The sequence below is a fragment of the Parabacteroides sp. ZJ-118 genome (assembly GCF_011038785.1).
Lineage (GTDB): Bacteria > Bacteroidota > Bacteroidia > Bacteroidales > Tannerellaceae > Parabacteroides.
This window is the reverse complement of record NZ_JAAKDT010000028.1, coordinates 15,513-37,713: the sequence shown is the minus strand read 5'-3', so window position 1 is coordinate 37,713 and position 22,201 is coordinate 15,513. Positions and strand designations below refer to the sequence as shown.

General features: G+C 55.1%; 18 protein-coding genes and 1 pseudogene. 8 read left to right on the top strand and 11 right to left on the bottom strand.

Features of this window, described 5'->3' with window-relative positions; translation table 11 throughout:
* A pseudogene (locus tag G7Y39_RS13690) lies at positions 1-90 on the bottom strand (EamA family transporter); the annotation flags it as partial.
* Positions 80-838, bottom strand: coding sequence for a tRNA pseudouridine(38-40) synthase TruA (gene truA / locus G7Y39_RS08905; protein ID WP_165157053.1), 759 nt, complete (start codon positions 836-838; stop codon positions 80-82). The gene truA and the pseudogene G7Y39_RS13690, both read right to left, overlap by 11 nt.
* 132 nt (positions 839-970) lie before the next feature.
* Between truA and G7Y39_RS08900 the strand changes: the two genes are divergently transcribed.
* The 3 genes from G7Y39_RS08900 to G7Y39_RS08890 are packed head-to-tail and all read left to right on the top strand — an operon-like array spanning position 971 to position 5,016.
* The gene (locus G7Y39_RS08900) at positions 971-2,569 is read left to right on the top strand and encodes an aspartate:alanine exchanger family transporter (protein WP_165157051.1); all 1,599 of its coding nucleotides are present in this window, start codon (positions 971-973) and stop codon (positions 2,567-2,569) included.
* A 26-nt stretch (positions 2,570-2,595) separates the two neighbouring features.
* A complete protein-coding gene (locus G7Y39_RS08895) occupies positions 2,596-4,563 on the top strand; it encodes an alpha-L-arabinofuranosidase C-terminal domain-containing protein (protein ID WP_165157049.1) in 1,968 nt (655 codons plus the stop codon).
* Between the two features lie 21 nt (positions 4,564-4,584).
* Complete coding sequence (locus G7Y39_RS08890) at positions 4,585-5,016, top strand: MmcQ/YjbR family DNA-binding protein (protein WP_165157047.1); 432 nt, start codon at positions 4,585-4,587, stop codon at positions 5,014-5,016.
* Positions 5,017-5,099: 83 nt separating this feature from the next.
* Here the strand turns inward: G7Y39_RS08890 and G7Y39_RS08885 are convergent, their stop codons facing one another.
* A complete protein-coding gene (locus G7Y39_RS08885; RefSeq protein WP_165157045.1) occupies positions 5,100-6,098 on the bottom strand; it encodes a class II fructose-bisphosphate aldolase in 999 nt (332 codons plus the stop codon).
* Positions 6,099-6,321: 223 nt separating this feature from the next.
* On the opposite strand from G7Y39_RS08885, the gene G7Y39_RS08880 reads away from it, so the two are divergent.
* Positions 6,322-6,576 (top strand): type B 50S ribosomal protein L31, encoded by a 255-nt coding sequence (locus G7Y39_RS08880; RefSeq protein WP_165157043.1) that lies wholly within the window; start codon positions 6,322-6,324, stop codon positions 6,574-6,576.
* 89 nt (positions 6,577-6,665) lie between these two features.
* Positions 6,666-7,763 (top strand): phosphotransferase enzyme family protein, encoded by a 1,098-nt coding sequence (locus G7Y39_RS08875; protein WP_165157042.1) that lies wholly within the window; start codon positions 6,666-6,668, stop codon positions 7,761-7,763.
* A gap of 30 nt (positions 7,764-7,793) precedes the next feature.
* Here the strand turns inward: G7Y39_RS08875 and G7Y39_RS08870 are convergent, their stop codons facing one another.
* From G7Y39_RS08870 to G7Y39_RS08860, 3 genes are read right to left on the bottom strand one after another with little or no spacing between them, the layout of a single operon-like run.
* Positions 7,794-9,095: a PAS domain-containing sensor histidine kinase gene (locus G7Y39_RS08870; protein WP_165157040.1), complete on the bottom strand. Its 1,302-nt coding sequence runs from the start codon at positions 9,093-9,095 to the stop codon at positions 7,794-7,796.
* A 12-nt stretch (positions 9,096-9,107) separates the two neighbouring features.
* Positions 9,108-10,478 (bottom strand): sigma-54 dependent transcriptional regulator, encoded by a 1,371-nt coding sequence (locus G7Y39_RS08865; protein WP_165157038.1) that lies wholly within the window; start codon positions 10,476-10,478, stop codon positions 9,108-9,110.
* A 15-nt stretch (positions 10,479-10,493) separates the two neighbouring features.
* Positions 10,494-11,978, bottom strand: a complete 1,485-nt coding sequence (locus tag G7Y39_RS08860; RefSeq protein ID WP_165157036.1) for a TolC family protein — start codon at positions 11,976-11,978, stop codon at positions 10,494-10,496.
* A 186-nt stretch (positions 11,979-12,164) separates the two neighbouring features.
* On the opposite strand from G7Y39_RS08860, the gene G7Y39_RS08855 reads away from it, so the two are divergent.
* Together G7Y39_RS08855 and G7Y39_RS08850 are read left to right on the top strand one after the other, a co-directional pair.
* Positions 12,165-12,545 carry a diacylglycerol kinase family protein gene (locus G7Y39_RS08855; protein ID WP_165157034.1) on the top strand — a complete coding sequence of 127 codons (381 nt, stop codon included), beginning with the start codon at positions 12,165-12,167 and terminating at the stop codon, positions 12,543-12,545.
* 26 nt (positions 12,546-12,571) lie between these two features.
* Complete coding sequence (locus G7Y39_RS08850) at positions 12,572-13,360, top strand: DNA-binding domain-containing protein (protein WP_165157032.1); 789 nt, start codon at positions 12,572-12,574, stop codon at positions 13,358-13,360.
* A 147-nt stretch (positions 13,361-13,507) separates the two neighbouring features.
* Here G7Y39_RS08850 and G7Y39_RS08845 read toward each other — a convergent pair whose 3' ends face one another.
* The 5 genes from G7Y39_RS08845 to galB all read right to left on the bottom strand — a co-directional run bounded on the left by G7Y39_RS08845 (position 13,508) and on the right by galB (position 20,746).
* On the bottom strand, positions 13,508-14,173 hold the full coding sequence (locus G7Y39_RS08845; RefSeq protein ID WP_165157030.1) for an ABC transporter ATP-binding protein: 666 nt from the start codon (positions 14,171-14,173) through the stop codon (positions 13,508-13,510).
* 40 nt (positions 14,174-14,213) lie between these two features.
* Positions 14,214-15,467 (bottom strand): ABC transporter permease, encoded by a 1,254-nt coding sequence (locus G7Y39_RS08840; RefSeq protein ID WP_165157028.1) that lies wholly within the window; start codon positions 15,465-15,467, stop codon positions 14,214-14,216.
* Positions 15,468-15,492: 25 nt separating this feature from the next.
* Positions 15,493-16,752, bottom strand: a complete 1,260-nt coding sequence (locus G7Y39_RS08835; RefSeq protein ID WP_165157026.1) for an ABC transporter permease — start codon at positions 16,750-16,752, stop codon at positions 15,493-15,495.
* 3 nt (positions 16,753-16,755) lie between these two features.
* Complete coding sequence (locus tag G7Y39_RS08830; protein WP_165157024.1) at positions 16,756-18,000, bottom strand: efflux RND transporter periplasmic adaptor subunit; 1,245 nt, start codon at positions 17,998-18,000, stop codon at positions 16,756-16,758.
* Positions 18,001-18,241: 241 nt separating this feature from the next.
* Positions 18,242-20,746: a beta-galactosidase GalB gene (galB, locus tag G7Y39_RS08825; RefSeq protein ID WP_165157022.1), complete on the bottom strand. Its 2,505-nt coding sequence runs from the start codon at positions 20,744-20,746 to the stop codon at positions 18,242-18,244.
* Between the two features lie 87 nt (positions 20,747-20,833).
* Here galB and G7Y39_RS08820 point away from each other — a divergent pair, with 87 nt between their 5' ends.
* Entirely contained in the window at positions 20,834-22,147 is a 1,314-nt protein-coding gene (locus G7Y39_RS08820) for an anaerobic C4-dicarboxylate transporter family protein (protein ID WP_165157020.1), read from the top strand.
* The last annotated feature ends 54 nt before the right edge of the window (positions 22,148-22,201 follow it).

Sequence of the window (22,201 nt, the reverse complement as noted above, 5' to 3'; positions counted from 1 at the left end):
CTATTTCGCCCCCAAATATAGGAATATCATTCCTAACAACACAAGGGATAAATCGATCAACTTGTTCTTTAAGTTTTTTTCATGGAAGAATCCGGAAAAGTTCCTCCGGATAGGTAACATCTACCAAGAAGAGGGCGTGTCCCGGCACGGAGGTTCCGGCCTTGCAACGATCCTTTGCCTCAATCACGTCTCGGAAGCCGTCTATCGTCAAACGTCCTTTTCCTACTTCCAGTAAAGTACCCACGATCGCACGTACCATATTGCGCAAGAAACGGTCGGCACGGATCGTAAACACCCAGACCTCCCCTTCTTGCGTCCAACCCGCATGTTGGATCTGGCAATTATTCGTCTTTACATCCGTATGCAACTTACTGAAACTCGTAAAATCAATATAATCGAATAAAACCTTACACGCCTCGTTCATCGCTTCGAAATCCAGACGACCGGGAATCTTATAGACCAACTCATAATTAAACGGGTCTTTCTTTGTCGTGATATAATACTTATAGGTCCGTGAAGTGGCGTCGAAACGAGCATGCGCTTCCGGTACGACCGGCACGATCTTATAGACCGCGATATCCTTCGGTAGAAGCCTATTTAATTTCTCCGTGAGGAAAGCCAAATCCTCAATCGGTTCCTCCCAATCAAAGTGGGCGATCATTAAGCGGGCATGCACCCCGGAATCGGTACGGCCAGCCCCCACGATAGGCACAGGCTTACGCATCAAGATGGCTAAGGCCTCCTCCACCGATTGCTGCACCGTCATACCATTCGGCTGGATCTGCCAACCTTGAAAATTCTTTCCGTTATATCCCAGATATATAAAATATCGTCTCACGCTTATACGCTTTGTTTTATCTTTTTTCTAAAATGCGGCACAAAGGTACAGAAATCCGGCCAAGCCATTGCCCGAATGGACTAAAAAGTTTAACTTCGCGCTTCCGGTAACTTCACATCAAAACGATCTAACATGTTTGAGACATTACTTCAGTCTTCTTATTTTGCCCTGTTTCTGATCATAGCATTTGGATTCATGCTAGGCCGGATACAGATCAAGGGCCTTTCGCTAGACGTATCGGCAGTTATTTTCATCGCCTTGCTATTCGGCCATTTCGGGGTTATCATACCGAAGGAATTAGGAAATATGGGGCTGGTATTATTTATCTTCACCATTGGTATCCAGGCGGGTCCCGGATTTTTCGATTCCTTCCGTTCCAAAGGCAAGACGCTCATTATCCTGACGTTATTAATTGTCGGTTCGGCATGCCTGACAGGCGTCTTATTCAAGTATATCTTGGATATCGATACCCCGAGTATCGTCGGTCTGATCGCCGGGGCATTGACGAGTACGCCCGGTTTGGCGGTAGCGATCGACTCCACGCAATCCTCCGCCGCATCCATCGCCTATGGTATCGCTTATCCGTTCGGCGTAATCGGCGTGATCCTTTTCGTGAAACTATTGCCCAAGATGCTTCGCAAGGATCTGATAACTGAGGCTAAAACACTGGAAGTCCAACGGAAAAGCCAATATCCCACGTTACATACCGCCGCGTTTAAAATCACGAATAAAAATATCTGCGGAAAGAGTTTGGCACAATTGCAGGTACGGGCCATGACCGGGGCGGTAGTCTCCCGTATCAAGCACGATAATCTCATTTCTATGCCGACTCCCCATACCACGCTTCACGAGGGTGATTTATTGAAGGCCGTGGGTAATGACAAGGCCCTGGAGCAACTGACATTATTGTTGGGAGAGCGTATCGAGGGCGATTTGCCGTTAAGTGGCGGACAGACTTTGCAATCCTTGTTACTGACCAATAAGGGCATTATCAATAAATCGCTGGGACATTTAAATTTACAAGGAACTTTCGGCTGTACGGTAACCCGTGTACGCCGAAGCGGAATCGACCTTTCCCCGGAGCCTAATTTAGTGTTGAAGTTTGGAGATAAATTGATGGTCGCCGGCGAGAAAGAAAGCGTAAACGAACTCGCCCAATTCATCGGCAATGATGAGAAACGTCTTTCGGATACGGACTTTCTCCCGATCGCCATGGGTATCGTATTAGGCGTATTGTTTGGGAAATTAAATATATCCTTCTCGGATTCCTTCTCATTCTCTCCGGGACTGACCGGCGGTATCCTTATCGTTGCCTTGGTATTAAGCGCCATCGGGAAAACAGGCCCGATCATCTGGTCTATGTCCGGTTCCGCCAATAACTTACTTCGCCAATTGGGATTATTGCTATTCCTCTCCGAGGTAGGGACATCGGCCGGTGTAAACCTAGTTTCCACTTTCCAATCGAGCGGTTTAACTTTATTCGGAGTCGGTATCGCTATAACGATAATCCCTATGATCGTAGCTGTGTCAGCCGGATATTATTTCTTTAAGATCAACATTCTTGATTTAGTCGGGACAATCGCCGGCGGTATGACCAGTACTCCGGGACTTGCCGCCGCGGATTCCATGACAGACAGCCCGGCCCCAAGCGTGGCTTACGCGACAGTTTATCCGATAGCGATGGTATTCCTGATCTTGTTTATACAGATGATAGCGAATTTGATTGTTTAAATCTTTATTTACTGAAAAGCAGAATTATGAAAAGAAGGAACCTGAAAAAAACCGCGGCTTTATTCCTCTTCAGTGCAGGAGTAAATTGTATGGCCGCGCAAGACATCGTACCTGTCCATGAGTTTGACATCGATGTACAGAAAATAGGTTCGCCTATCCAGTCAACCATGTATGGAATCTTCTTCGAGGATATCAATTTCGGGGCAGATGGAGGATTGTACGCGGAGCTAATCAAGAACCGCTCCTTCGAGTTTGAGAATCCATGGGGAGGTTGGGAACCTTTCGGCGATGTAAGTATAGTTGAAAAGAATCCCTGTTTCGACAAGAACCCCCATTACGCGCGCCTGACTTATGCCGGGCAAATCACCGGAACCGGTCTGGAGAACGAAGGCTTCAAAGGTATCGGTATAAAGGCTGATGAAAATTACGACTTTTCCTTATATGCCCGTACCGAGACCCATAACCCGATCAAATTACGTATCGAATTGGTAAATAGAGACAACGATATTTATGAGACACGGCACCTGGAGATAACCGGAAAAGACTGGAAGAAATATTCCGTTATCTTGTCTCCCAAAGCTACCGAGGCTCAATCACGCCTACGCATCACGATGGAAACGGCAGGCACCTTGGACCTGGAACATATCTCCCTTTTTCCGGAAAAGACATTCAACAATCGCACGAACGGCCTACGCCGCGATCTGGCACAAGCGTTGAAAGATCTAAAGCCGGGTTTTTTTCGTTTCCCGGGGGGATGTATCGTTGAAGGGACAACCATCGCCACACGCTACCAATGGAAAAACACGGTAGGCCCCGTAGAAAACCGGCCGATCAATATCAACCGGTGGAATTATACATTTCCTTACAAGAAATTCCCTGACTATTATCAATCTTACGGTTTGGGATTCTTTGAGTATTTCCAATTAAGCGAAGATATCGGAGCCGAGCCCCTGCCCGTATTGAATTGCGGACTGTCATGCCAGTTTGAGAATGAGGGGATGGACCAACATGTACCGGTAGATAAATTACAACCCTATATAGACGATGCCTTGGACTTAATCGAATTCGCCAATGGCCCGGTTACCTCCCAATGGGGCAAAGTACGTGCAGATATGGGGCATCCGGCTTCTTTTAACCTGAAATTTATCGCTATCGGTAACGAGCAATGGGGACCGTTATATCCCGAACGCCTCGAACCGTTCGTGAAAGCCATCCGAGCCAGATATCCGGAGATCAAAATCATCGGCAGCTCCGGACCTAACTCGGAAGGAAAAGATTTCGAATATCTATGGCCGGAGATGAAACGCTTAAAGGTAGATCTGGTGGATGAACATTTCTATCGCTCGCCGGAATGGTTCCTAAATAGTGCCAAACGATATGATTCGTATGATCGGCAAGGCCCCAAAGTATTCGCCGGAGAATATGCTTGCCACCCGACTAACCGGGAGAACAGCTTCCTGGCCGCGTTATGCGAGGCTGCGTTTATGACCGGTCTCGAGCGGAATGCCGACGTGGTCGAATTATGCACATACGCCCCTTTACTCGCACACGTCGATGCGTGGCAATGGCGTCCGGACTTAATCTGGTTCGACAACCTAGACATCGTGAGAACGCCCAACTACTATGTACAACAATTATACGGGCACAATGCCGGAACAAACGTACTGCCCCTGACGATGAACAAGGAAGCCGTTACCGGGCAAAGTGAGCTATTCGCTACAGCCGCTTTCGACAAAGGCACAAACGAGCTCATCATCAAAATCGTCAATACCGGCATCCAGAGCAAACAGATCAAGTTAAGCCTAAACGGAATCTCATCCGGAAGGCATAAAGGAAAGTTGACAGTCTTACATGCCTCAGACTTAGAAGCGAAGAATACATTGGGCAAACCGGAAACAGTCAGGCCCATTGAATCAGCGGTGGAACTGGAGGCTCCCGTTGCTGAAGTCTCCGTCCAACCATTGAGTTTCTTCGTCTATCGGATATCGTTATAACCGACCATACATACGCAAGTCATGAATATTGAAGAATTTAGAGACTATTGCCTTTCGCTGAAGGGTGTCTATGAAAAGATGCCCTTTACAAATATCCCGGATAAATATAGCCGGGACATTCTTTGCTTTTATGTAGGAAGTAAATGGTTTTGCTTCGTGAATATCGAAGTATTTGATTTTTGTTGTATTAAATGCGACCCCAATGAGTCGGGAGAGTTACGGGCTCGATACTCCGGCATAACACCCGGTTGGCATATGAACAAAAAGTACTGGATTAGTGTTCACTTTAATCAAGATGTACCCGACAACAAGATCAAAGAGCTTGTAAAACAATCCTACGATATCGTATATCAATCTCTTCCTAAAAAGGAAAAGGATACGCTGCTCAAGAACTTCAGTAATTTATCCGCGTCAAAAAGCGTTGAGCCCGCGAGGAAAGGCAAAAAAGATTAACAATGACTCCCCCCTAACCGCAAGGAAGGCCATCCCGTTCCCGAGATGGCCTTCTTTTATAGAAACAGAGATTTATGTTCCGATTACAACTTGTCGTTAGAACCAAGAACGTTGATGATCTTGTGTTTGTAAAGTTTCTCCATGTTATCACGAGCCGGGCCCAGATATTTGCGAGGATCGAACTCAGCCGGTTTCTCAACGAAAGTCTTGCGGATAGCGGCAGTCATCGCCAAGCGAGAGTCTGAGTCGATATTGATCTTACATACAGAAGACTCAGCTGCCTTACGCAACCACTCTTCAGGAATACCGATAGCCGCCTTCAAAGCGCCACCATATTGGTTGATAGTCTCAACCTCTTCCTGAGGAACAGAAGAAGAACCGTGAAGAACGATGGGGAATCCCGGAAGTTTCTCCATAACAGCGTCCAGAACGTCGAATGCCAATGGAGGAGGAACCATCTTGCCTGTAACCGGGTCGATCGTACATTGCGCCGGAGTGAACTTATAAGCGCCGTGAGAGGTACCGATCGAGATAGCCAAAGAATCGCAGCCCGTACGAGTAGCGAAGTCGATAACTTCCTCAGGATTGGTATACGTGTGATGGTCTGAGGAAACCTCATCCTCAACACCTGCCAATACACCCAGCTCGCCTTCCACAGTTACATCGAACTGATGGGCGTACTCAACAACTTTCTTCGTCAAGGCGATGTTCTCCTCGTAAGGAAGGTGAGAACCGTCGATCATTACGGAAGAGAAGCCGGAGTCGATACAGCTCTTGCAAGTCTCAAACGTATCGCCATGGTCTAAGTGAAGAACGATCTGAGGATTCGGGCAACCCAATTCCTTAGCATATTCAACGGCACCCTGTGCCATGTAACGAAGCAAAGTAGCGTTTGCGTACTGGCGAGCGCCCTTGGAAACTTGCAAAATAACCGGAGATTTCGTCTCTACAGCAGCCTTGATGATAGCCTGCATCTGCTCCATGTTATTGAAGTTGAAAGCAGGGATAGCATACCCGCCCTTGATAGCCTTGGCAAACATTTCCTTTGTGTTCACCAAGCCCAAATCTTTGTAATTTACCATAGTCGTTATTATGTTATTACGTTAATGATTAAAAACTTGCGCAAAGATAATCAAGATTCACGACAAACGACGCTTCAAAGCATATAAAATAACACAAAATCAACGCGCTTGAAAAAAATAATACGATTTTGTTTGTTTGTTTGTGGCAAACCCTTACCTTTGCAAGCCAAAATACCGGTTACCCAATATATACAGAGTATAAATTAAAATAGATAATAAAACAATGAAAAAAGGTATTCATCCTGGAAACTATCGTCCTGTAGTATTTAAGGACATGTCAAACGATGATGTATTCATCACTCGTTCTACCATTAGCGCGAAAGAGACGATCGAGATTGACGGCGTAACTTATCCGTTGGTAAAGGTCGAGATCTCCAACACGTCTCACCCGTTCTACACCGGTAAGGCCAAGCTGGTCGATACAGCCGGACGCGTTGATAAGTTCATGAGCCGTTATGGTAACCGTAACAAGAAGTAAGCATTCTCTCTTTAAGAAATAAAAAAAGGTCGCGATGTGTGTCGTGGCCTTTTTTTGTATCTTCGCGGGAGTTAACGTAACGAAATATCATGGCAAAAACGAACGAACAATTACTAAACATCTTGGATCGATTCCAGTTGGACGAGAAAGTAGTTTCCGCCGAACCATTCGGAAACGGACACATTAATGATACATTGAAGGTGACCAACGAGAAGGGGGAGATCAAATACGTGCTGCAGCGTATCAACCATTTGATCTTCACCAATGTGGAGATGCTGCAAAATAACATCCATGTGGTTACCACCCATATCCGCAGGAAGCTGGAGGAAAGAGGGGAAACGGATATCGACCGTAAGGTACTGACCTTCCTGCCGACTAAAGACGGGAAAAAATATTATTTCGACGGAGATAGCTATTGGCGGGTATGCCTGTTCATCCCTCGCAGCAAAAGCTATGAGGAGGTGACCCCTGCGCTTTCTTATGAGGCCGGCAAGGCGTTCGGTGATTTCCAGACCCTGTTGTCCGATATACCCGAGGGTACGCTGGGCGAGACCATCCCGGATTTCCACAATATGGAGTTTCGCCTGCGACAATTCCATGAGGCTGTAGCCGCCAATCCGGCAGGCCGGTTGGAAGAGGTGAAAGATTTGGTCGAGGAGATCGAGAAACGGGCCGAGGCGATGTGCGTCCAAGAGCGCCTATACCGGGAAGGTCGATTGAAGAAACGCACGAACCACTGCGATACGAAAGTAAATAATATGATGTTCGACGCTGACAGCGGCAAGGTGCTTTGCGTGATCGACCTGGATACCGTCATGCCGGGCTTCGTCCTTTCCGATATCGGCGACTTTATCCGAACCGGGGCCAATACGGGCGCCGAGGACGATGAGAACCTGGATAACGTAAACGTCGATATGGAAATCTTCAAAGCCTATACCCGCGGATACATGGAAAAGGCCAAGGCGTTCTTGACGCCTACCGAGATCAAGTTGCTGCCTTACGGCGGCCGTCTGTTGACTTATATGCAGACCGTCCGGTTCTTAACCGATTATATCAACGGCGATACCTATTACAAGATCCATAGCCCGAAACATAACTTGATCCGTACGAAAGCCCAGTTCAAGCTGCTTCAAAGCCTGGAAGCCCACGCGGGGGAGATGGATGAGTTCATGAATCAATGGTTATGATATAAAGCGACCGAGGGAACGGGGAAACGTTCAAGCGAACCAAATCTTAAACCTTGTCAATCCATCCGGATAAGAGCGAAGAGAGAATCGGCAACCCTGTTTTAACAGCACTTCACGGACAAAGATCAGGCCGATGCCCTGCCCGTTCGGTTTCGTGGAGAAGAACGGGCTGAACAGCTTCGTCTCCGTTTCCTTGTCGATGCCCTTGCCCGTATCGGCGATCTCCAGGCAGGTGGGACGCACGGTCGTCCGGATATAGATCTTCCCATCCCGATCGATGGATTCGGCGGCATTCTTGATTATATTGACCAAGACCTGCTCGAACAGGGAACTATCCAAGTTCACGACCGGGGATTCCTCGCTCAGATCCATGACGATCTCGATATCCCGGTTCCGGCAGACCGTCTCCATAAAGCGTTTGCAGGCGAACACCACTTGGTTCAACTCGCATGGACGGCTTTGAGGTTCGGGTATACGCACCACGTCGGCGAAATGGGTGATAAACCGGCTCATGCTATAGCAGCGTTCCATGGAGACCCGCAAGACCTCGCGGACCTCCTCCATACCCTCCATCCCGCCGAAAGCGGATTCCAGCGTATCCAAGGTAGAGGTGATACCCGCGGTCGTATTATTCACCTCATGAGAGATCATGCGTATCACCTTCTCGTACGCTTTCTTCTCGGCCTTGAACACCTCTTGGGTCAATGTCTCTATCAAATAAAACGGGTGGTGAAAGCCGCGGTCCACGAATGAGGAATGCGTACATTTGTAAATGGTGGCGTCGTTCAGCCGGACGGTCTGCGCCTGATACATCGGGAGCCGCACCAATTCTTCCGCCAAGGGAGAATCCAGCTGGAGAAAACGTTTCCCCACCAGATCCTCCGGGCTTCGCGCGCCAAACAATTTGCAGGCGGCCGGGTTCACGGACAGGATCTCCTCGTCCAGGTTCAAGATGATCACTCCCATCGGGGAGGCGTTGACCAGCAGGTCCAGGAAATGATTCTGTTCCCGGAGGCGCAAACGCTCATTCTTCAACTGCTCCATCATTTTGTTAAACACGTCGACCACCCGGTCCGCCTCCGCTTGCCCGACCTTTCCCAGGCGGGAACCAAAGTCTTGCTCCCTCAATAGCTCCATGCCGTTGCCGATGATATGCAAGGGCTTCATGATACGGCGGTAAAAGGCAAACAAATAGATGACCGTAAGCAAGACCAAGGCCTCTACCGCGAAAAACATCCGGAGGGAAGAGGTATAGAAGACCCAGTAAGTCACCACCGCCCATAGCGTCAGCAGCAGCGTCGTCAATATCCAGAACAGTCCTTTCAGCCTCATCCCTGCCTCTTCTTATTTATCGACCGGGATTCCGTATTTCTCCAGCCTCCGGTACAACGCGGCGCGGCTGATCCCCAGCGCCGCGGCTACACGCGACAAGTTACCCCCATGCGCCTCCAGGGCGCGTAAGATGGTTCGTTTCTCCAGTTCATCCAAGGTGAGGCCCTCCAAAGAGGGCGGGATCGCCGGTCCGGGGGCAGACGTATCCATGCGATGCGCCTCGAAGTCGGCGGCATCCAGAAACCTCTTGCCCGATACGAGGATCGTCCGCTCCACCAAGTTCTTCAACTCGCGGATATTGCCGGGGAAAGGGAGACGGCTCAAATAGGTCCGGGCATCCGAAGAGAACTCAACCCGCGCGAGCCCGTTGATCTCCGATTGCCTGTCCGCGAAATACCGGGCCAGCGACGGGATATCCTCCCTTCGCTCGCGCAGGGCGGGCAGATGCACCGTGATCAGATTGATCCGGTAAAACAGATCCTCGCGGAACGTGCGGTCCGCCACCATCGCGCGTAAATCCCGGTTCGTGGCGCTCACGACCCGTACATCCACCTTCCGGGGGCGGCTATCCCCCAAGACCTCAAAGGTCTGGTCTTGCAGCACCCGAAGCAGCTTTACCTGGCAGGAGAGTTCCAGATCGCCGATCTCATCCAAGAAGACGGTACCTTTGTCCGCCATCTCGAAACGTCCTGTCCGATCCATGTACGCGTCCGTGAAGGCCCCCTTCCTGTGCCCGAACATCTCGCTCTCGAAAAGGCTCTGGGAAAGTCCGCCCAGGTTTACCTTCACGAAAGCCTCTCCCGACCGGGGACTGTTCGCGTGGATCGCTTCCGCGACCAGCTCCTTACCCGTGCCGCTCTCGCCGGTAATCAAGACCGAGGCGTTTGTCGGGGCGATACGCGAGACCGTCCCCAGCACCTCCATCAAAGCGGCGCTCTGCCCCACGATCTTGTCAAAATGGAATTTGCGGTCGGCATCCGAACGGTTCAAGGGCGCGTTTGCCTCCCGCCTCTGCTCGCTCAGTTCCAAGGCGGTCCGGATCGACTTCAACAGCACCAGGTTATTCCAAGGCTTCGTGATGAAATCGAAGGCGCCGGCCCGCATCCCCTGCACGGCCAGGGCGATCGATCCCCAGGCGGTCATCAGGATCACGGGGATATCGGGGCGGAAGATCTTCACCTGCCTCAACAATTGGATCCCCTCCTCGCCCGCGGTGGTCCGCGTGAAGTTCATATCCATCAGGATCAGCTCCGGCGCCGCGGCGCGGACCACCGCCAGGGCCTCCCTCGGCCCCGGGACCGCCTCCGGCCGGAAGCCCGCGCGTTTGAGCAGGAACGTAAGCGAGGAACGGACCGCCGCGTCGTCATCGATTATCAGTATCATATAACCTCTCTCCATTTATCGTTTCACGATTTCCTCGAAATCGGCGTCTAATGTACGATTATTCAAGAAATCATACAACGTTACGCTACGGATGTCGTAAAAATAACGCCAATAGTAATAGAGCTCCCGGATATGCTTTTGCCTCGCGTCGTCCTTCGAGCTCTGGGCGTCGTTCAGGTCCAGGATATCGATCTTCCCGATCATGAAGGTCTCGATCGAGGCCCGGTAGCGCTTCTCCGCCAACGCGTCCACCTCGGCGGCTATCTCCAATTGCGCGGCTTGGTTATTGAATCGCTCCACCAAGAGGAAGATATCTTGGTTAAAGTCCATCTGCTCCCGGCGGATCTTGGAAAGCACGACATCCCGGTTCGACTCGGCTACTTTCACCTTCCCTTTCCGTTTCCCCCAGTCCAGGAGAGGGATCGAAAGCCCGACCTCCACGATCTGGTTGTCTTTCAACGGGTGGTAGGCGCCTCGCGCGGAGGGGCCCTTGCCGGTATACCCCACGGAGGCGAACAGGTTCACGCTGCGGCGGTTTCCCTTGGCGGTCGCCACCTCCTGGTCCGCTTCCAACCGGCGGCGCGCGATATTCTTGGAGAACGAGTTGTTCTCCAGGGCCTTCTCCAACACCGCCCGGTAATCCATACGGATCCCTTCCAGCGCCTCGGGAAGGACCGGCTCGATCACCTCCCGCTCGCTCATCCCCAGGAAGGAGCGGAGCTTGAACATCATCGCGTTGTAATCGGACTGAGCCTCGGTCAGCTTGCCTTTCGCCTGCAGGGCCGACTGCCTCAGGCGCATCAGCTCGCTCTCCGAGATGTGCCCGATCGCGCGCTTCGCGACCGCTATGTCGTAGAGCTTGCGGGCGTTCAGCAGGTTCTGGCGGCAGATGTCGCGGCGATCCTCCGCCAGCAGCAGGTCGAAGTAGTTCGCGATGGTAGCGATCGTCACCTCCTCCACGCGCTCCATATAGGCGGCTTTGGCCTCTTGGTAGCGGACCGGCTCGACGCGGCGCCTCCATTTCTGCTCGTTCACGCCGAAGATCGGCTGCGTCAACGTCAGGCTGACCGGCACGCTCATGAACGCGTTGTAGGCGCCACGGCCCAGCTGACGGGTAAAATCCAGGGAGGTGTTGAGGGCGATCTTGCCTCCGGTCAGGGCGATGTTCTGGGTGATGGAGATCGCGCCTCGCAGGCCCAGGGCGTTGTCCGGCACGTAGGTATAGGAGCCGTCCGGTTGCTGGTACTTCGTGTATCGCTTGCTGTAGGAGGGCAGGGCCCCCGTAAGTATCACCTCCGGCAGCTGATCCGCCCGGTGCGTACGATACTCCCAATAGGCCGTGCGCAGCTCATTGAGCGCCACGGCCGCGTCTACGGATTGAAGCCGGGCGATCCGGATCGCCTCCCGCAGGGTGACGCGGACCTTGTCCGTGCCTGCTTGGGCGGATACGCCCGAGACGACCGCCCACAGGCAGCCTATCGCCATATAGATCCTTCTCATTTCGGTATGCGTTTGTTTACCCGGCCTCGGGCAAAAGGCATGCCAAAAACCTATCCACCTGATAATCCGACGCATAGCGTTGCCCGCCCTGTCCGATAACGGACAGGGTGTCCGTTTTCGGATATTGGCGGGAAATCGCTATATTTGCCCCCTCGACAAGAGATATCACAAGACTATGCAAAACAGATGAAGAAGAAGGGTTTCACATCTCGGGGGAGGGCCGAGAGCTTTAAATTCGCGCTCAACGGGATCAAGCTATTGATCGCGGGGGAGCCTAACGCGCGGATCCACTGCCTCGCGGCGGTCTGCGTGCTTATCGCCGGGGGGGCGCTCGGGCTTTCCCGCGCGGAGTGGATCGCCGTCGCGATCGTGAGCGGGGCGGTATTGGCCGCCGAGGCCGTGAACAGCTCGATCGAGGCCCTGGCGGACCGCGTCTCGCCGGGATACGACGAGGCGATCAAGCGAACGAAAGACCTGGCGGCGGGCGCCGTGTTGCTGACGGCGATAACGGCGGCGATCGTCGGGTCGATGATCTTCCTGCCCAAGATCATGGCCCTTTTCAAGTAAAGAGACATAAAGAAAGACAGAAGACCATGGATAAAGAATTACCGAAGTCGGAACTGCCCCGGCCGCTCCGCAAGCTAAGCATCCGCGTCAACGAGAGCCACCTGCCCGGCAACAAGAGCTGCAAGGGCAGCGTCGTGTGGCAGCGCACGCTCGACATCGACGACATCGCCCGCCGCGTGGTGGAGAAACGGTGCGAGTACCGCCCCGAGACGCTCGTCACCACCTTCAACCTCCTCAAGCGGGAGATCTACGACGCCATCGAGGAGGGCTATAACGTGGACTTCGGCTTCGGCCGCACGGAGCTGACCGTGAACGGCCCCTTCGAGAGCCTCTACGAGAAGTTCGACCCCAGGCGACACACCCTCGCCCCGCGCCTGCGCCCCTCGCCGCGGCTGAGGCAGCGTGTGGCCAACCTCAGGGCCGAGAACGAGACCTTCCAGCTGGACCGCGGCGCCCAGCCCCACCCCGCCTACGTGAGCCTCCGCATCGTGCCGCGCACGCCCGACAGCGACGAGCCCTACAACCAGCTCCCGCCGGGCGAGCACCACTCCATCTCCCTCTACGGCGAGCGGCTGAAGCTGGCGGGCGACGACCCCCGCGTGGGCCTCTACCTGCGCCGCCCCGACGGCTCGGAGAGCCGCTTCTACCCGCCCTCCGAGGTGATCGTCAATACCGGCAAGCGCCTCTGCCTCACGCCCGGCTTCGCCTTCACCGCCGGCGAGTGGGTGGCGGAGGTGGTGACGCAATACAACCCGAGCGGCCATCATTACAAGACGCCCCGCTACGGCACGCTCGGCTTCACGGTATCGACCTAAGGCGACACGCCGCCTCCGGGCACACGCATCATAGCTATGAGGAGCAACACCTCGTAGCTATGAGGAGTAACACATCGTAGCTATGAGGAGTAACACCTCATAGCTATGATGCGTATGCCAAGAGGCGGGGCCCTCCCCCATCCCCGCCTACTGTACCTGCCTGCCGTCGAAGAAGCGCACGACGCGGCTGGTCTGCCGGGCTTGCGCCTCGTTGTGGGTCACCATCACGATGGTGCGGCCCTCCTCTCGGTTGAGGCGGTGGAGCAGCTCCATGATCTCGATGCCCATCTTGGAATCCAGGTTGCCGGTCGGCTCGTCGGCGAGGAGGATCTCCGGGTCGCCCGCGATGGCGCGGGCGATGGCCACGCGCTGGCACTGGCCGCCGGAGAGCTGCGTCGGGAAGTGGCGCGCGCGGTGCGAGAGGCCCACCTGCTCCAGCACGGCCTCGGCCCGCTTCCTGCGCTCCGAGGCGGAGACCTTGCGGTAGAGCAGGGGCAGCTCCACGTTGTCCAGCACGTTCAGGGAACTGATCAGGTGGAAGCTCTGGAAGACGAAGCCCAGCCGCCGGTTCCGGAAGGCGGCCAGCTCCTTGTCGCGCATGCCCGCCGTGTTCACCCCGTCGATCTCGACCGTGCCGGAGGTGGGCAGGTCCAGCAGGCCCATGAGGTTCAGCAGGGTGGACTTCCCGCAACCGGAGGGGCCCATGACGCTGAGGAACTCGCCGCGCCGCACCTCCAGGTTCACGTTCTCCAGCGCGACGGTCTCGATCTCCCGCGTGCGGTAGATCTTCTGTAAATTCGTTAGCTTGATCATGACTCTATTCGTTTGATTGTTTGATTGCCTGATTGTTTGATTACTCGTAACGCAACGCCTCCGCCGGGGACATCCGCGCCGCGGCGCGCACCGGCAGCCAGATGCCGAGGCAGATCATGCCGCCCAGCGTGGCATAGGTCGCGCCGAAGGCGATGGCCAGGCGCCCCGCCGTAAGCGGCAGGCGATAGGTATCCAGCAGGTCGGCCGCCGCCACGTTGACCGCCAGGAGGGCCACCCAGGGGAGGGTCAGCGCCAACAGGCAGAGGCCCTCCAGGTAGAGGTGCCGCCGCGTCGCGGCGGCGGAGGCGCCCAGCGCCATCCGCAGGCCGATCTCGCCCCGGCGGTTCCGCGCGCGGAGCCAGAACGTGCCGATGACGCCGAAGAAGACGTTCGCCAGCATGAAGGCCATCAGGGCGGACGTACGGCTCATCTCGCGCCGCTTGCCCTCCAGGAGGTGATCCCGGAAGTCGCGGATGTCGCTGATGCCATAGACAAACAGGCCGTCCACCGCCAGGCGGTCTCCCATCTCGTTCAGGAAGCGGTTCATGTCGTCTCGCGTATAGCGCCTCTTCATCCGGACGCAAAGCTCCGCGTTCCGGGCCCCGTGCCGGTCGACCGTCTCGTTGAACAACTCCCCCTCCAGGCACTGGAAGAAACAGGGCTCCGGAGCCTCATACTCGCTGGCGCGGATGGCGGTCGACACGGAGGCGACCGTGAAGGTACGCGCCATCTGGCTATGCCGCACCTCCCGCCCGCGGGCCGGCCGGCCGTGATACAACAGCTCCGCCATCCCCTCGGACAAGACCAGCGCGGCGCGCTGGCCGGCGATCTCGTCCGCGACGGGCCGGCCCTCCGGCGTCCGGATCCGGAAAAGCCTGAAATACTCCGGGGTGACGTTCCGGATCTGGAAATGCGTCCCGGCGGTCAGGCTCGTGTCGCCGTCCAGCGGCACGATCTCCCGCCAGGAATTCCCCCGCGAGTAGGGGCAGGAGTAATACGTGGCGCAGACCTCCTCCACCTCGGGCCACTCGCGTATCCGCGTCATCAGGCGGGTCAGCTTCTCCGGCCCGGATAGCCCGGGAAGCGAGTCGGCGCGGAGCCCTTCCGACTCGCTCAGCTTGAAACGCCATACGTTCGCGATATCGAACCCGAGCGGCGAGCGATAGGTCCGCAGATCCACGTAAAACCGGTCGGCCATCAGCCAGAAGACACCGGCTACCACCAGCAACTCCGCGAATATCCAGCCGTTACTCCGGCGCTGGTTCCATAAGATTCTCAATAGATGCTTAATCATATCATTCCCTTTCAATCGTTAGTTCTCACTCATCCGCGTCTCTCAGCGATTCCACGATCCGCTCCCTCGCGATCCGGAGCGCGGGCAATCCCGCGCTCAGCAGGTTCAACACCAACGTGAAGAACAGGGCCGCCGCGAACAGCAAGGGGCGGAAAAGCATGCCCGGCGTGATCACCGTATCGCTCGTCAGCAAGAACGACCGGCCCGCGTAGAGCAGCACGACCGACAGGCCGATGCCCAGCAGGCCTCCTATCCACGTGATGATCAGGTTCTCGCAGACCACCTGCGCGAACAGGCGCCCGCCGGTGGCGCCGAACGCCTTGCGAAGCCCCATCTCCGCCCGCCGCTTCTGTACGGCGGACTGCACGATCCCGGTCAGGTTCAAGGTCGGCAACAGCAGCAGGAACAGGAGCACCCAGCCGGTCGTTCGCAGGTACTCGCCCCAGCCGACCCGGTGGCTGCCGGAGCCCAAGGCCCGCTCCAGGTGGGTGAAGGGCCGGGGAGGCGTCAGGCGGTAATCCGCCTTGCCGGCGTTGTAGCGGGCTACCGCTTGCCGGATCTCCGCGTACAGGGCATCGACGTCGGAGCGCTCACGCGCCAAGATCGTCGCCCCGAAAGGGCCGCAGATCCCGTCGCAACCGCCCCAACGGGTGTACAGGGCATTCGCCGTATAAGGCATCCATACATCGGCGAACGCCTCGCCGGCCGCTCTCGACGGTCGCTCCACCACGCCCGCGATCGTGCAGGGCATCACGTTGTTCACCAGGATATCGCGACCGACCACCTCCCGGCTGCCGAACAGGATCCCCGCCAACTGATCGGAGATGACCGCGCGGGGCAGGCCGGAGTTGAGATCGGCCTCCGTAAAAGGCCGGCCGGACAGGAACCGGAAGTCAAACACCTCCCAGAAGGCGGGATCGGTGTAACAGACGGTATATTCCTCGAACAATCGCCTGCCCGGGATGGAGATCACGTGGCTGTTCCACGCCGTCGCGGTCACGGCCTCGGGTGTCTTCAGCGAGTAGAGGCACGCGCGTACCGCCTCGGCGGAAAGGCCCGTGTTGTTATCCTCGCCCCCATCCTTCGACCGCGTGTGCACGGAGTAGAGATAGAGCATCCGGTCTCGCCTCGACACGGGGCTATAACCGACCAGGTTGATTTGGAACTGTAGCACGACGACCAAGATCATGGCTACCGACAGCATCGTGCCCAAGATGGAGACCGCGCTTGTCAGACGGTTCTCTCCCAGCGTATGGAGGGCTTGCTTAACATATTGCTTGAACATAGCTCATCTCAATTTCAGTGTATTCTTTTCCTTGAAGCTTGTCATGTCGGAGACGACCACCTCGTCGCCCGCCTCCAGGCCCTCGACGGCCTCCACGTACTCAAAGTTGCTGTCGCCCAGCCGCACCTTCCGCTTGACCAGCCGGTCGCCGTCGACGACAAACAGCTCATACGCGCCTCTCCCGACGTAGAACGAGGCGTTGGCGATGCGCAGCACGTCGTCCTTCACGGCGTTCGTCACGTATACGTCGGTCTTCAGGCCGGAGCGCAGGCGGCGGTGGTTGTCCTCCTCCAATTGTACCGTGAAGGAGATCACGCCGTTCTTCGACAAGGGGGTGACATCGCTGACCACCCCGTCCAGCTTGTCGTTGCCGATCTTCACGACCGCCTTGCTGCCGGCGGCGACGCGGTCGGCATACGTATCGGCGATCTCTCCCGCTACCTTGAAACGGGAGAGGTCGGAGACGATCGCGACACGGCTGCCTTGAGAGACCCGGGCGCCTACCTCGTTGTTCACGTAGGTCAGGATCGCCTTTCGGGGAGAGCGTATCCGGGCCTCTTCCAGGGTACGCCTCGTCTCGGCCAGGCTCTTGCGGAAGATGTTCAGGTCGAGCTCTCTCACCTTGTAATCGGCGGCGGTCAGGGACTTCTCGTTCTCATATTTCTGCTCATCCTCTTTCAGTTTCAAGAGGCTGACGCGATAGTCCAGTTCCACTTGCCGGACCTTGTCGGTCGTCCCGGCCCCCAGGCTGTCCAGATAACGCTCGTTGCGCAGCTCCACCTCCTTCCGGCTCAGCTCCATGCGGGAGACCTTCAATTGCATCTCCATCTCGGAAAGCTTATTGCGGTTCCGGATACGGAGTTGATCCAATTGGAGGCGTTTCATTTGCTCCTCGTCCAGCAGCTTCTTGTAATCCGTCTCGGCGCTCAGCAAGTCCAGTTTCAAGATCGGGGTACCTACCTCCACGGAATCGCCTCCCTTTTTATAAACCTCGACGATACGGGAGTGAATCGGCGAGTTGATGATCTCCTCGAAAGCGGGAACCACCTTGCCGGACGCGCTGACGGAGACCTCGATCACCCCTTTATCCACCGTTGAAAAAACCAGCTCCTTCCGTTGCAGGCTGGTCTGCATGGAACCGATCGCCCCGCCTATCAAGACAACGGCGATACCGATCCCCGCCCCCCACTTCAACAACCGCCTCCGCCGCTCCTTCCGCCGGACCTCTTTCGATATCTCTCTATCCATATTTCGTTTGCTTTTATTTCTCTACCCTCCAAAAGGCAAACCCCGTGCCAAAAATACAAGCAACTGATTCTCAGGAAATATCTATCCCCCAGCGCTGTCCGATTTCGGACACGGTGTCCGTTTTCGTGCGAGAACAAGGGCATCAGCGAGGCGAATCTCTCGCGGGCATAAAAAAGGCCGCGCGATTCGCAGCCGTCTCCGGACTTGAATCGCGCAGCTTGCGTTATATGGATCATCGAGCTTACTTGCTGATCAATTCAAGGGTCGCCCCTTTCACTCCCGGCGCGGAAGCCTCGAAATAGATCGTTCCCGGCTCCTCGGCGGTCTGCACGATCGCGGTGAGTCGGCCGCTAAACAGTTTCATTTCCGGAAGATGGAAGAGCTCCAAACTGGCGCTGTTTCCATTTGCCGCCGCGCGGTAGGTTCCGGCACCGCGTACCTGAAACCGGATCTGTCGGGTGTCGTCCGGACAAAGGTTACCGTTCTTGTCGACCACCCTGACCTGGATGAAGGAAAGGTCTTTCCCGTCTGCCGCCAATTGGCTACGATCGGCGGATAGCTCGATGTGATGCGGCTTCCCGGCCGTATGTACCTCTTTCTCGGCCACGGCGTTGCCCGCCTCATCGTAAGCGATCACCTTCAAGGTCCCCGGTTCGTATTTGGTATCCATCCACATCAGGCGATAGCGCTTCTGCCGCTCGAAACGCTTCCGGGCCGCTTCGGTATAGCTGCTGTCGATGCCGACGCTCAGGTCTTTCGTACGTTTGCCCTGGCTCTTTCCGTTGATAAACAACTCGGCGGAGGGATAATTGGTGTAGACGAATACGGGGGTCACCTCGCCCTCGCGTCCCGGCCATGTCCAATGCGGCAGGATATGCAAGGTCTCGGCGCTTTTGTTCCAATGGCTACGGTATAGGTAATAACGATCCTTGGGGATACCCGCCAGGTCGACAATCCCGAACAGGGAGCTATGGCTGGGCCAGTTCGTATAATAAGGAGTAGGCTCGCCCAGGTAATCAAAGCCTGTCCATACGAATTCCCCGATACAATACGGGAGATCCTCATGCTGGATAAAATCATCTTCCGGCAGATTGGACCAGTTGCAATGCTCCACGTCGTACGAGGAGCTTTGGTGATCCGCGTAGACGGCCATCGCCTTACGCTCTACCGGGAATTTATACACCCCGCGCGAGCTGACCGTGGAAGCCGTCTCGCTTCCCAGGATTATCCGCTGAGGCAGTTTCTTGTAATTCACTTGATAACGGAACGGGCGATAATTGAACCCCGCCACATCCATGACCGCCGCCATATTGTTATTGACGACGGCATCCGGGGCATCCATGCCTTGCGTCACCGGACGAGTCGGGTCCTCCCGATGGCAGATATCCTGCAGGGACTTGGAGATCTTGCAACCGCTCTCATCCCATTGGTTCGGCACCTCGTTACCGACGCACCACATCACGACGCTCGGGTTATTCCGGTAATGGTGTATCAGGTTCACGAGGTCTTTCTCCACCCATTCGTCGAAAATCAGGTGATAGCCGTTCGCGCATTTCGCCTTGTTCCATTCGTCGAAGCTCTCCGCCATCAACATCATCCCCATCTCGTCGCAGGCCTTTACCAACTCGGGAGCCGGCATATTATGAGAGGTACGGATCGCGTTGCATCCCATATCCTTCAAGATCCGGATCTGACGGCGGATAGCGGCGTCGTTGACGGCGGCGCCCAGCGGGCCCAGGTCGTGGTGATTGCAGACGCCCTTGAATACCGTCTTCTCACCATTCAGGAAGAAGCCTTTATCCGGGATGATCTCGATCGAACGGATACCGAACGGGGTCGTATAGATATCTTTCAGCCGATCGCCCTCATACAGGCGAGTCTCGGCGGAATACAGGGCGGGCGTATCCGGCGACCATAACGTCGGGGTCCGGATGACAAACGATTGAGAGAGGCTATTGTCATTGTACTTGATCTGCGAGAGGGACGTAGTCTGCTCCGTCAACTTTTGCCCGTTGGGGTTCCACACACTGGTTTTCACGCTATACTTGCCGGCATCGGCGCCTTCCGGCAGTACGATTTTCGTCCGTACGTCGACTTTCGCGAACGCCTTCGTGGCGGTCGGGGTCGTAACGTAAGTTCCCCAGACCGGGATATAGGCGCTTTCCGTCACGATTACATGTACGTTCCGATAGAGTCCCGCCCCCGGATACCAGCGGGAGGATTCCGGCAGGTTCTCGAGGCGGACCGCCAAGGTGTTCTTTTTCCCCGGGATGAGCTGCCTCGTGATATCGAAATGGAACGCGTTATAGCCATACGGCCAATAACCCACCTCCTGCCCGTTCACGTAGACCCGGGCATGGCTCATCGCGCCGTCAAACAGGATCGCGGCACGCTTCCCCTCCGTAAATAGAGGAACCTCAAACTCGGTCCGGTACCAGCCGACTCCCACGAAAGGCAGACCTCCGGTCCGGCCGGCATGTTCCATCGCCTCCGTTTGTCCGTCTTGGGCGATGGCGACCTCTTGCTTATCATTCTGCGCGCTGAACGGGCCGTAAATCGCCCAATCATGCGGAACGGTCACGGATTGCCATTGGCTGTCGTCAAAACCGGGATTGATAAACTCCGGGCTGTCTTCCCGGGTGAACTTCCAATTCTTTTCCAGCAGGAACTCTCCGCGTACTTGAGAAAACAATGCGGGGAAAAGGCAAAACAAACCGATCAAAATAGAGATACTTGTTCTTTTCATTCGTTTTTTGCGTTTTTGTTATTCATAGCGGAACAAAAATAAGTATTTTTGCTCCCAATACAAACTAAATCAAAAGAATCGCGCGGCATGTTGTTACAATTAGCGTTCGTTTTAATCGCCATCATTATAGGTGCCCGTATCGGGGGTATCGGATTGGGCGTGTTGGGAGGTCTCGGACTCGGTATACTCACTTTTGGATTCGGGCTCCAGCCCACTTCCCCTCCTATCGATGTCATGCTTATGATCGTTGCCGTAATAGCGGCGGCCAGTTGTATGCAAGCCGCCGGCGGACTTGATCTGATGATTAAGTGGGCGGAGAAATTGCTTCGCAAGCATCCCCAACGAATCACCCTGTTAAGCCCGTTCGTCACTTATCTGTTTACCTTCATAGCCGGAACGGGGCATGTGGCTTACTCGGTACTTCCGGTAATCGCCGAGGTAGCTACGGAGACGAGGATCCGCCCCGAACGTCCGATGGCGATCGCCGTGATCGCTTCCCAGCAAGCGATTACGGCCAGTCCGATATCGGCGGCTACGGTAGCGATGCTCAGTATGTTATCCGGATATCATATTTCCTTGATGGATATCCTTATGATAGCTGTTCCTTGTACCTTATCGGGGGTATTGGCGGGAGCGATCTATTCGTTAAGGGTCGGTAAAGAATTGGATCAAGATCCGGAGTATTTAAAGCGGATCGAGAGCCGTGAGTTCGGCACGAAGCATTACGAGGCAAAAGGCGTGGAAAACCAAGTGAAAGCGGCTTTGTCGGTCGCTATATTTGTTCTCGCCACGATAGCGATCGTTATTTTTGGTTCGATGGAGTCCCTACGTCCGGTCTTTGACGTCAACATGGAAAAGGTACCGATGCAGATGTCACATATCATCGAGGCCTTGATGTTGACAGCCTCCGCTTTCATCCTATTATTCACCAAAACGGATGGAATCAAGGCCGCGCAGGGTTCTGTTTTCTCCGCGGGCATGCAAGCGGTGGTAGCGATCTTCGGTATCGCTTGGATGGGAGATACTTTTATCTCCGGTAATATGACCGAGTTAAAGGGATCGATCGAACATGTGGTTACGCAGATGCCTTGGTTATTCGGGTTGGCCCTTTTCGTAATGTCCATTTTATTGTTCAGCCAGGCGGCTACCGTTCGTTCGTTGTTGCCGCTAGGGATCGCGTTGGGAATCTCGCCCTATATGTTGATCGCCTTATTCCCCGCCGTAAACGGTTATTTCTTCATCCCCAACTACCCGACCGTCGTAGCCGCCATCAACTTCGACCGTACCGGTACGACCCGCATCGGTAAATACATCTTGAACCATTCTTTCATGATGCCGGGATTGATAGCGACCGGGGTCGCTGTCGGATTGGGGTTGTTGCTCATCCAATTCCGGGCTTAAGCGCCGGTTTGGAGTCATTGGAATTACTCGCCGTCCCCCGGGATATAGGATCGC

What these genes read in the sequence shown, in the direction of transcription:
- G7Y39_RS08895 (WP_165157049.1), top strand. Translation starts at nt 2,596, where the DNA reads ATGAAAAGAAGGAACCTGAAAAAAACCGCGGCTTTATTCCTCTTCAGT.
- G7Y39_RS08885 (WP_165157045.1), bottom strand. Translation starts at nt 6,098, where the DNA reads ATGGTAAATTACAAAGATTTGGGCTTGGTGAACACAAAGGAAATGTTT.
- G7Y39_RS08845 (WP_165157030.1), bottom strand. Translation starts at nt 14,173, where the DNA reads ATGATCAAGCTAACGAATTTACAGAAGATCTACCGCACGCGGGAGATC.
- G7Y39_RS08865 (WP_165157038.1), bottom strand. Translation starts at nt 10,478, where the DNA reads ATGATACTGATAATCGATGACGACGCGGCGGTCCGTTCCTCGCTTACG.
- G7Y39_RS08850 (WP_165157032.1), top strand. Translation starts at nt 12,572, where the DNA reads ATGGATAAAGAATTACCGAAGTCGGAACTGCCCCGGCCGCTCCGCAAG.
- G7Y39_RS08870 (WP_165157040.1), bottom strand. Translation starts at nt 9,095, where the DNA reads ATGAGGCTGAAAGGACTGTTCTGGATATTGACGACGCTGCTGCTGACG.
- G7Y39_RS08855 (WP_165157034.1), top strand. Translation starts at nt 12,165, where the DNA reads ATGAAGAAGAAGGGTTTCACATCTCGGGGGAGGGCCGAGAGCTTTAAA.
- G7Y39_RS08860 (WP_165157036.1), bottom strand. Translation starts at nt 11,978, where the DNA reads ATGAGAAGGATCTATATGGCGATAGGCTGCCTGTGGGCGGTCGTCTCG.
- G7Y39_RS08840 (WP_165157028.1), bottom strand. Translation starts at nt 15,467, where the DNA reads ATGATTAAGCATCTATTGAGAATCTTATGGAACCAGCGCCGGAGTAAC.
- G7Y39_RS08890 (WP_165157047.1), top strand. Translation starts at nt 4,585, where the DNA reads ATGAATATTGAAGAATTTAGAGACTATTGCCTTTCGCTGAAGGGTGTC.
- G7Y39_RS08875 (WP_165157042.1), top strand. Translation starts at nt 6,666, where the DNA reads ATGGCAAAAACGAACGAACAATTACTAAACATCTTGGATCGATTCCAG.
- G7Y39_RS08880 (WP_165157043.1), top strand. Translation starts at nt 6,322, where the DNA reads ATGAAAAAAGGTATTCATCCTGGAAACTATCGTCCTGTAGTATTTAAG.
- G7Y39_RS08830 (WP_165157024.1), bottom strand. Translation starts at nt 18,000, where the DNA reads ATGGATAGAGAGATATCGAAAGAGGTCCGGCGGAAGGAGCGGCGGAGG.
- G7Y39_RS08820 (WP_165157020.1), top strand. Translation starts at nt 20,834, where the DNA reads ATGTTGTTACAATTAGCGTTCGTTTTAATCGCCATCATTATAGGTGCC.
- G7Y39_RS08900 (WP_165157051.1), top strand. Translation starts at nt 971, where the DNA reads ATGTTTGAGACATTACTTCAGTCTTCTTATTTTGCCCTGTTTCTGATC.
- G7Y39_RS08835 (WP_165157026.1), bottom strand. Translation starts at nt 16,752, where the DNA reads ATGTTCAAGCAATATGTTAAGCAAGCCCTCCATACGCTGGGAGAGAAC.
- galB (WP_165157022.1), bottom strand. Translation starts at nt 20,746, where the DNA reads ATGAAAAGAACAAGTATCTCTATTTTGATCGGTTTGTTTTGCCTTTTC.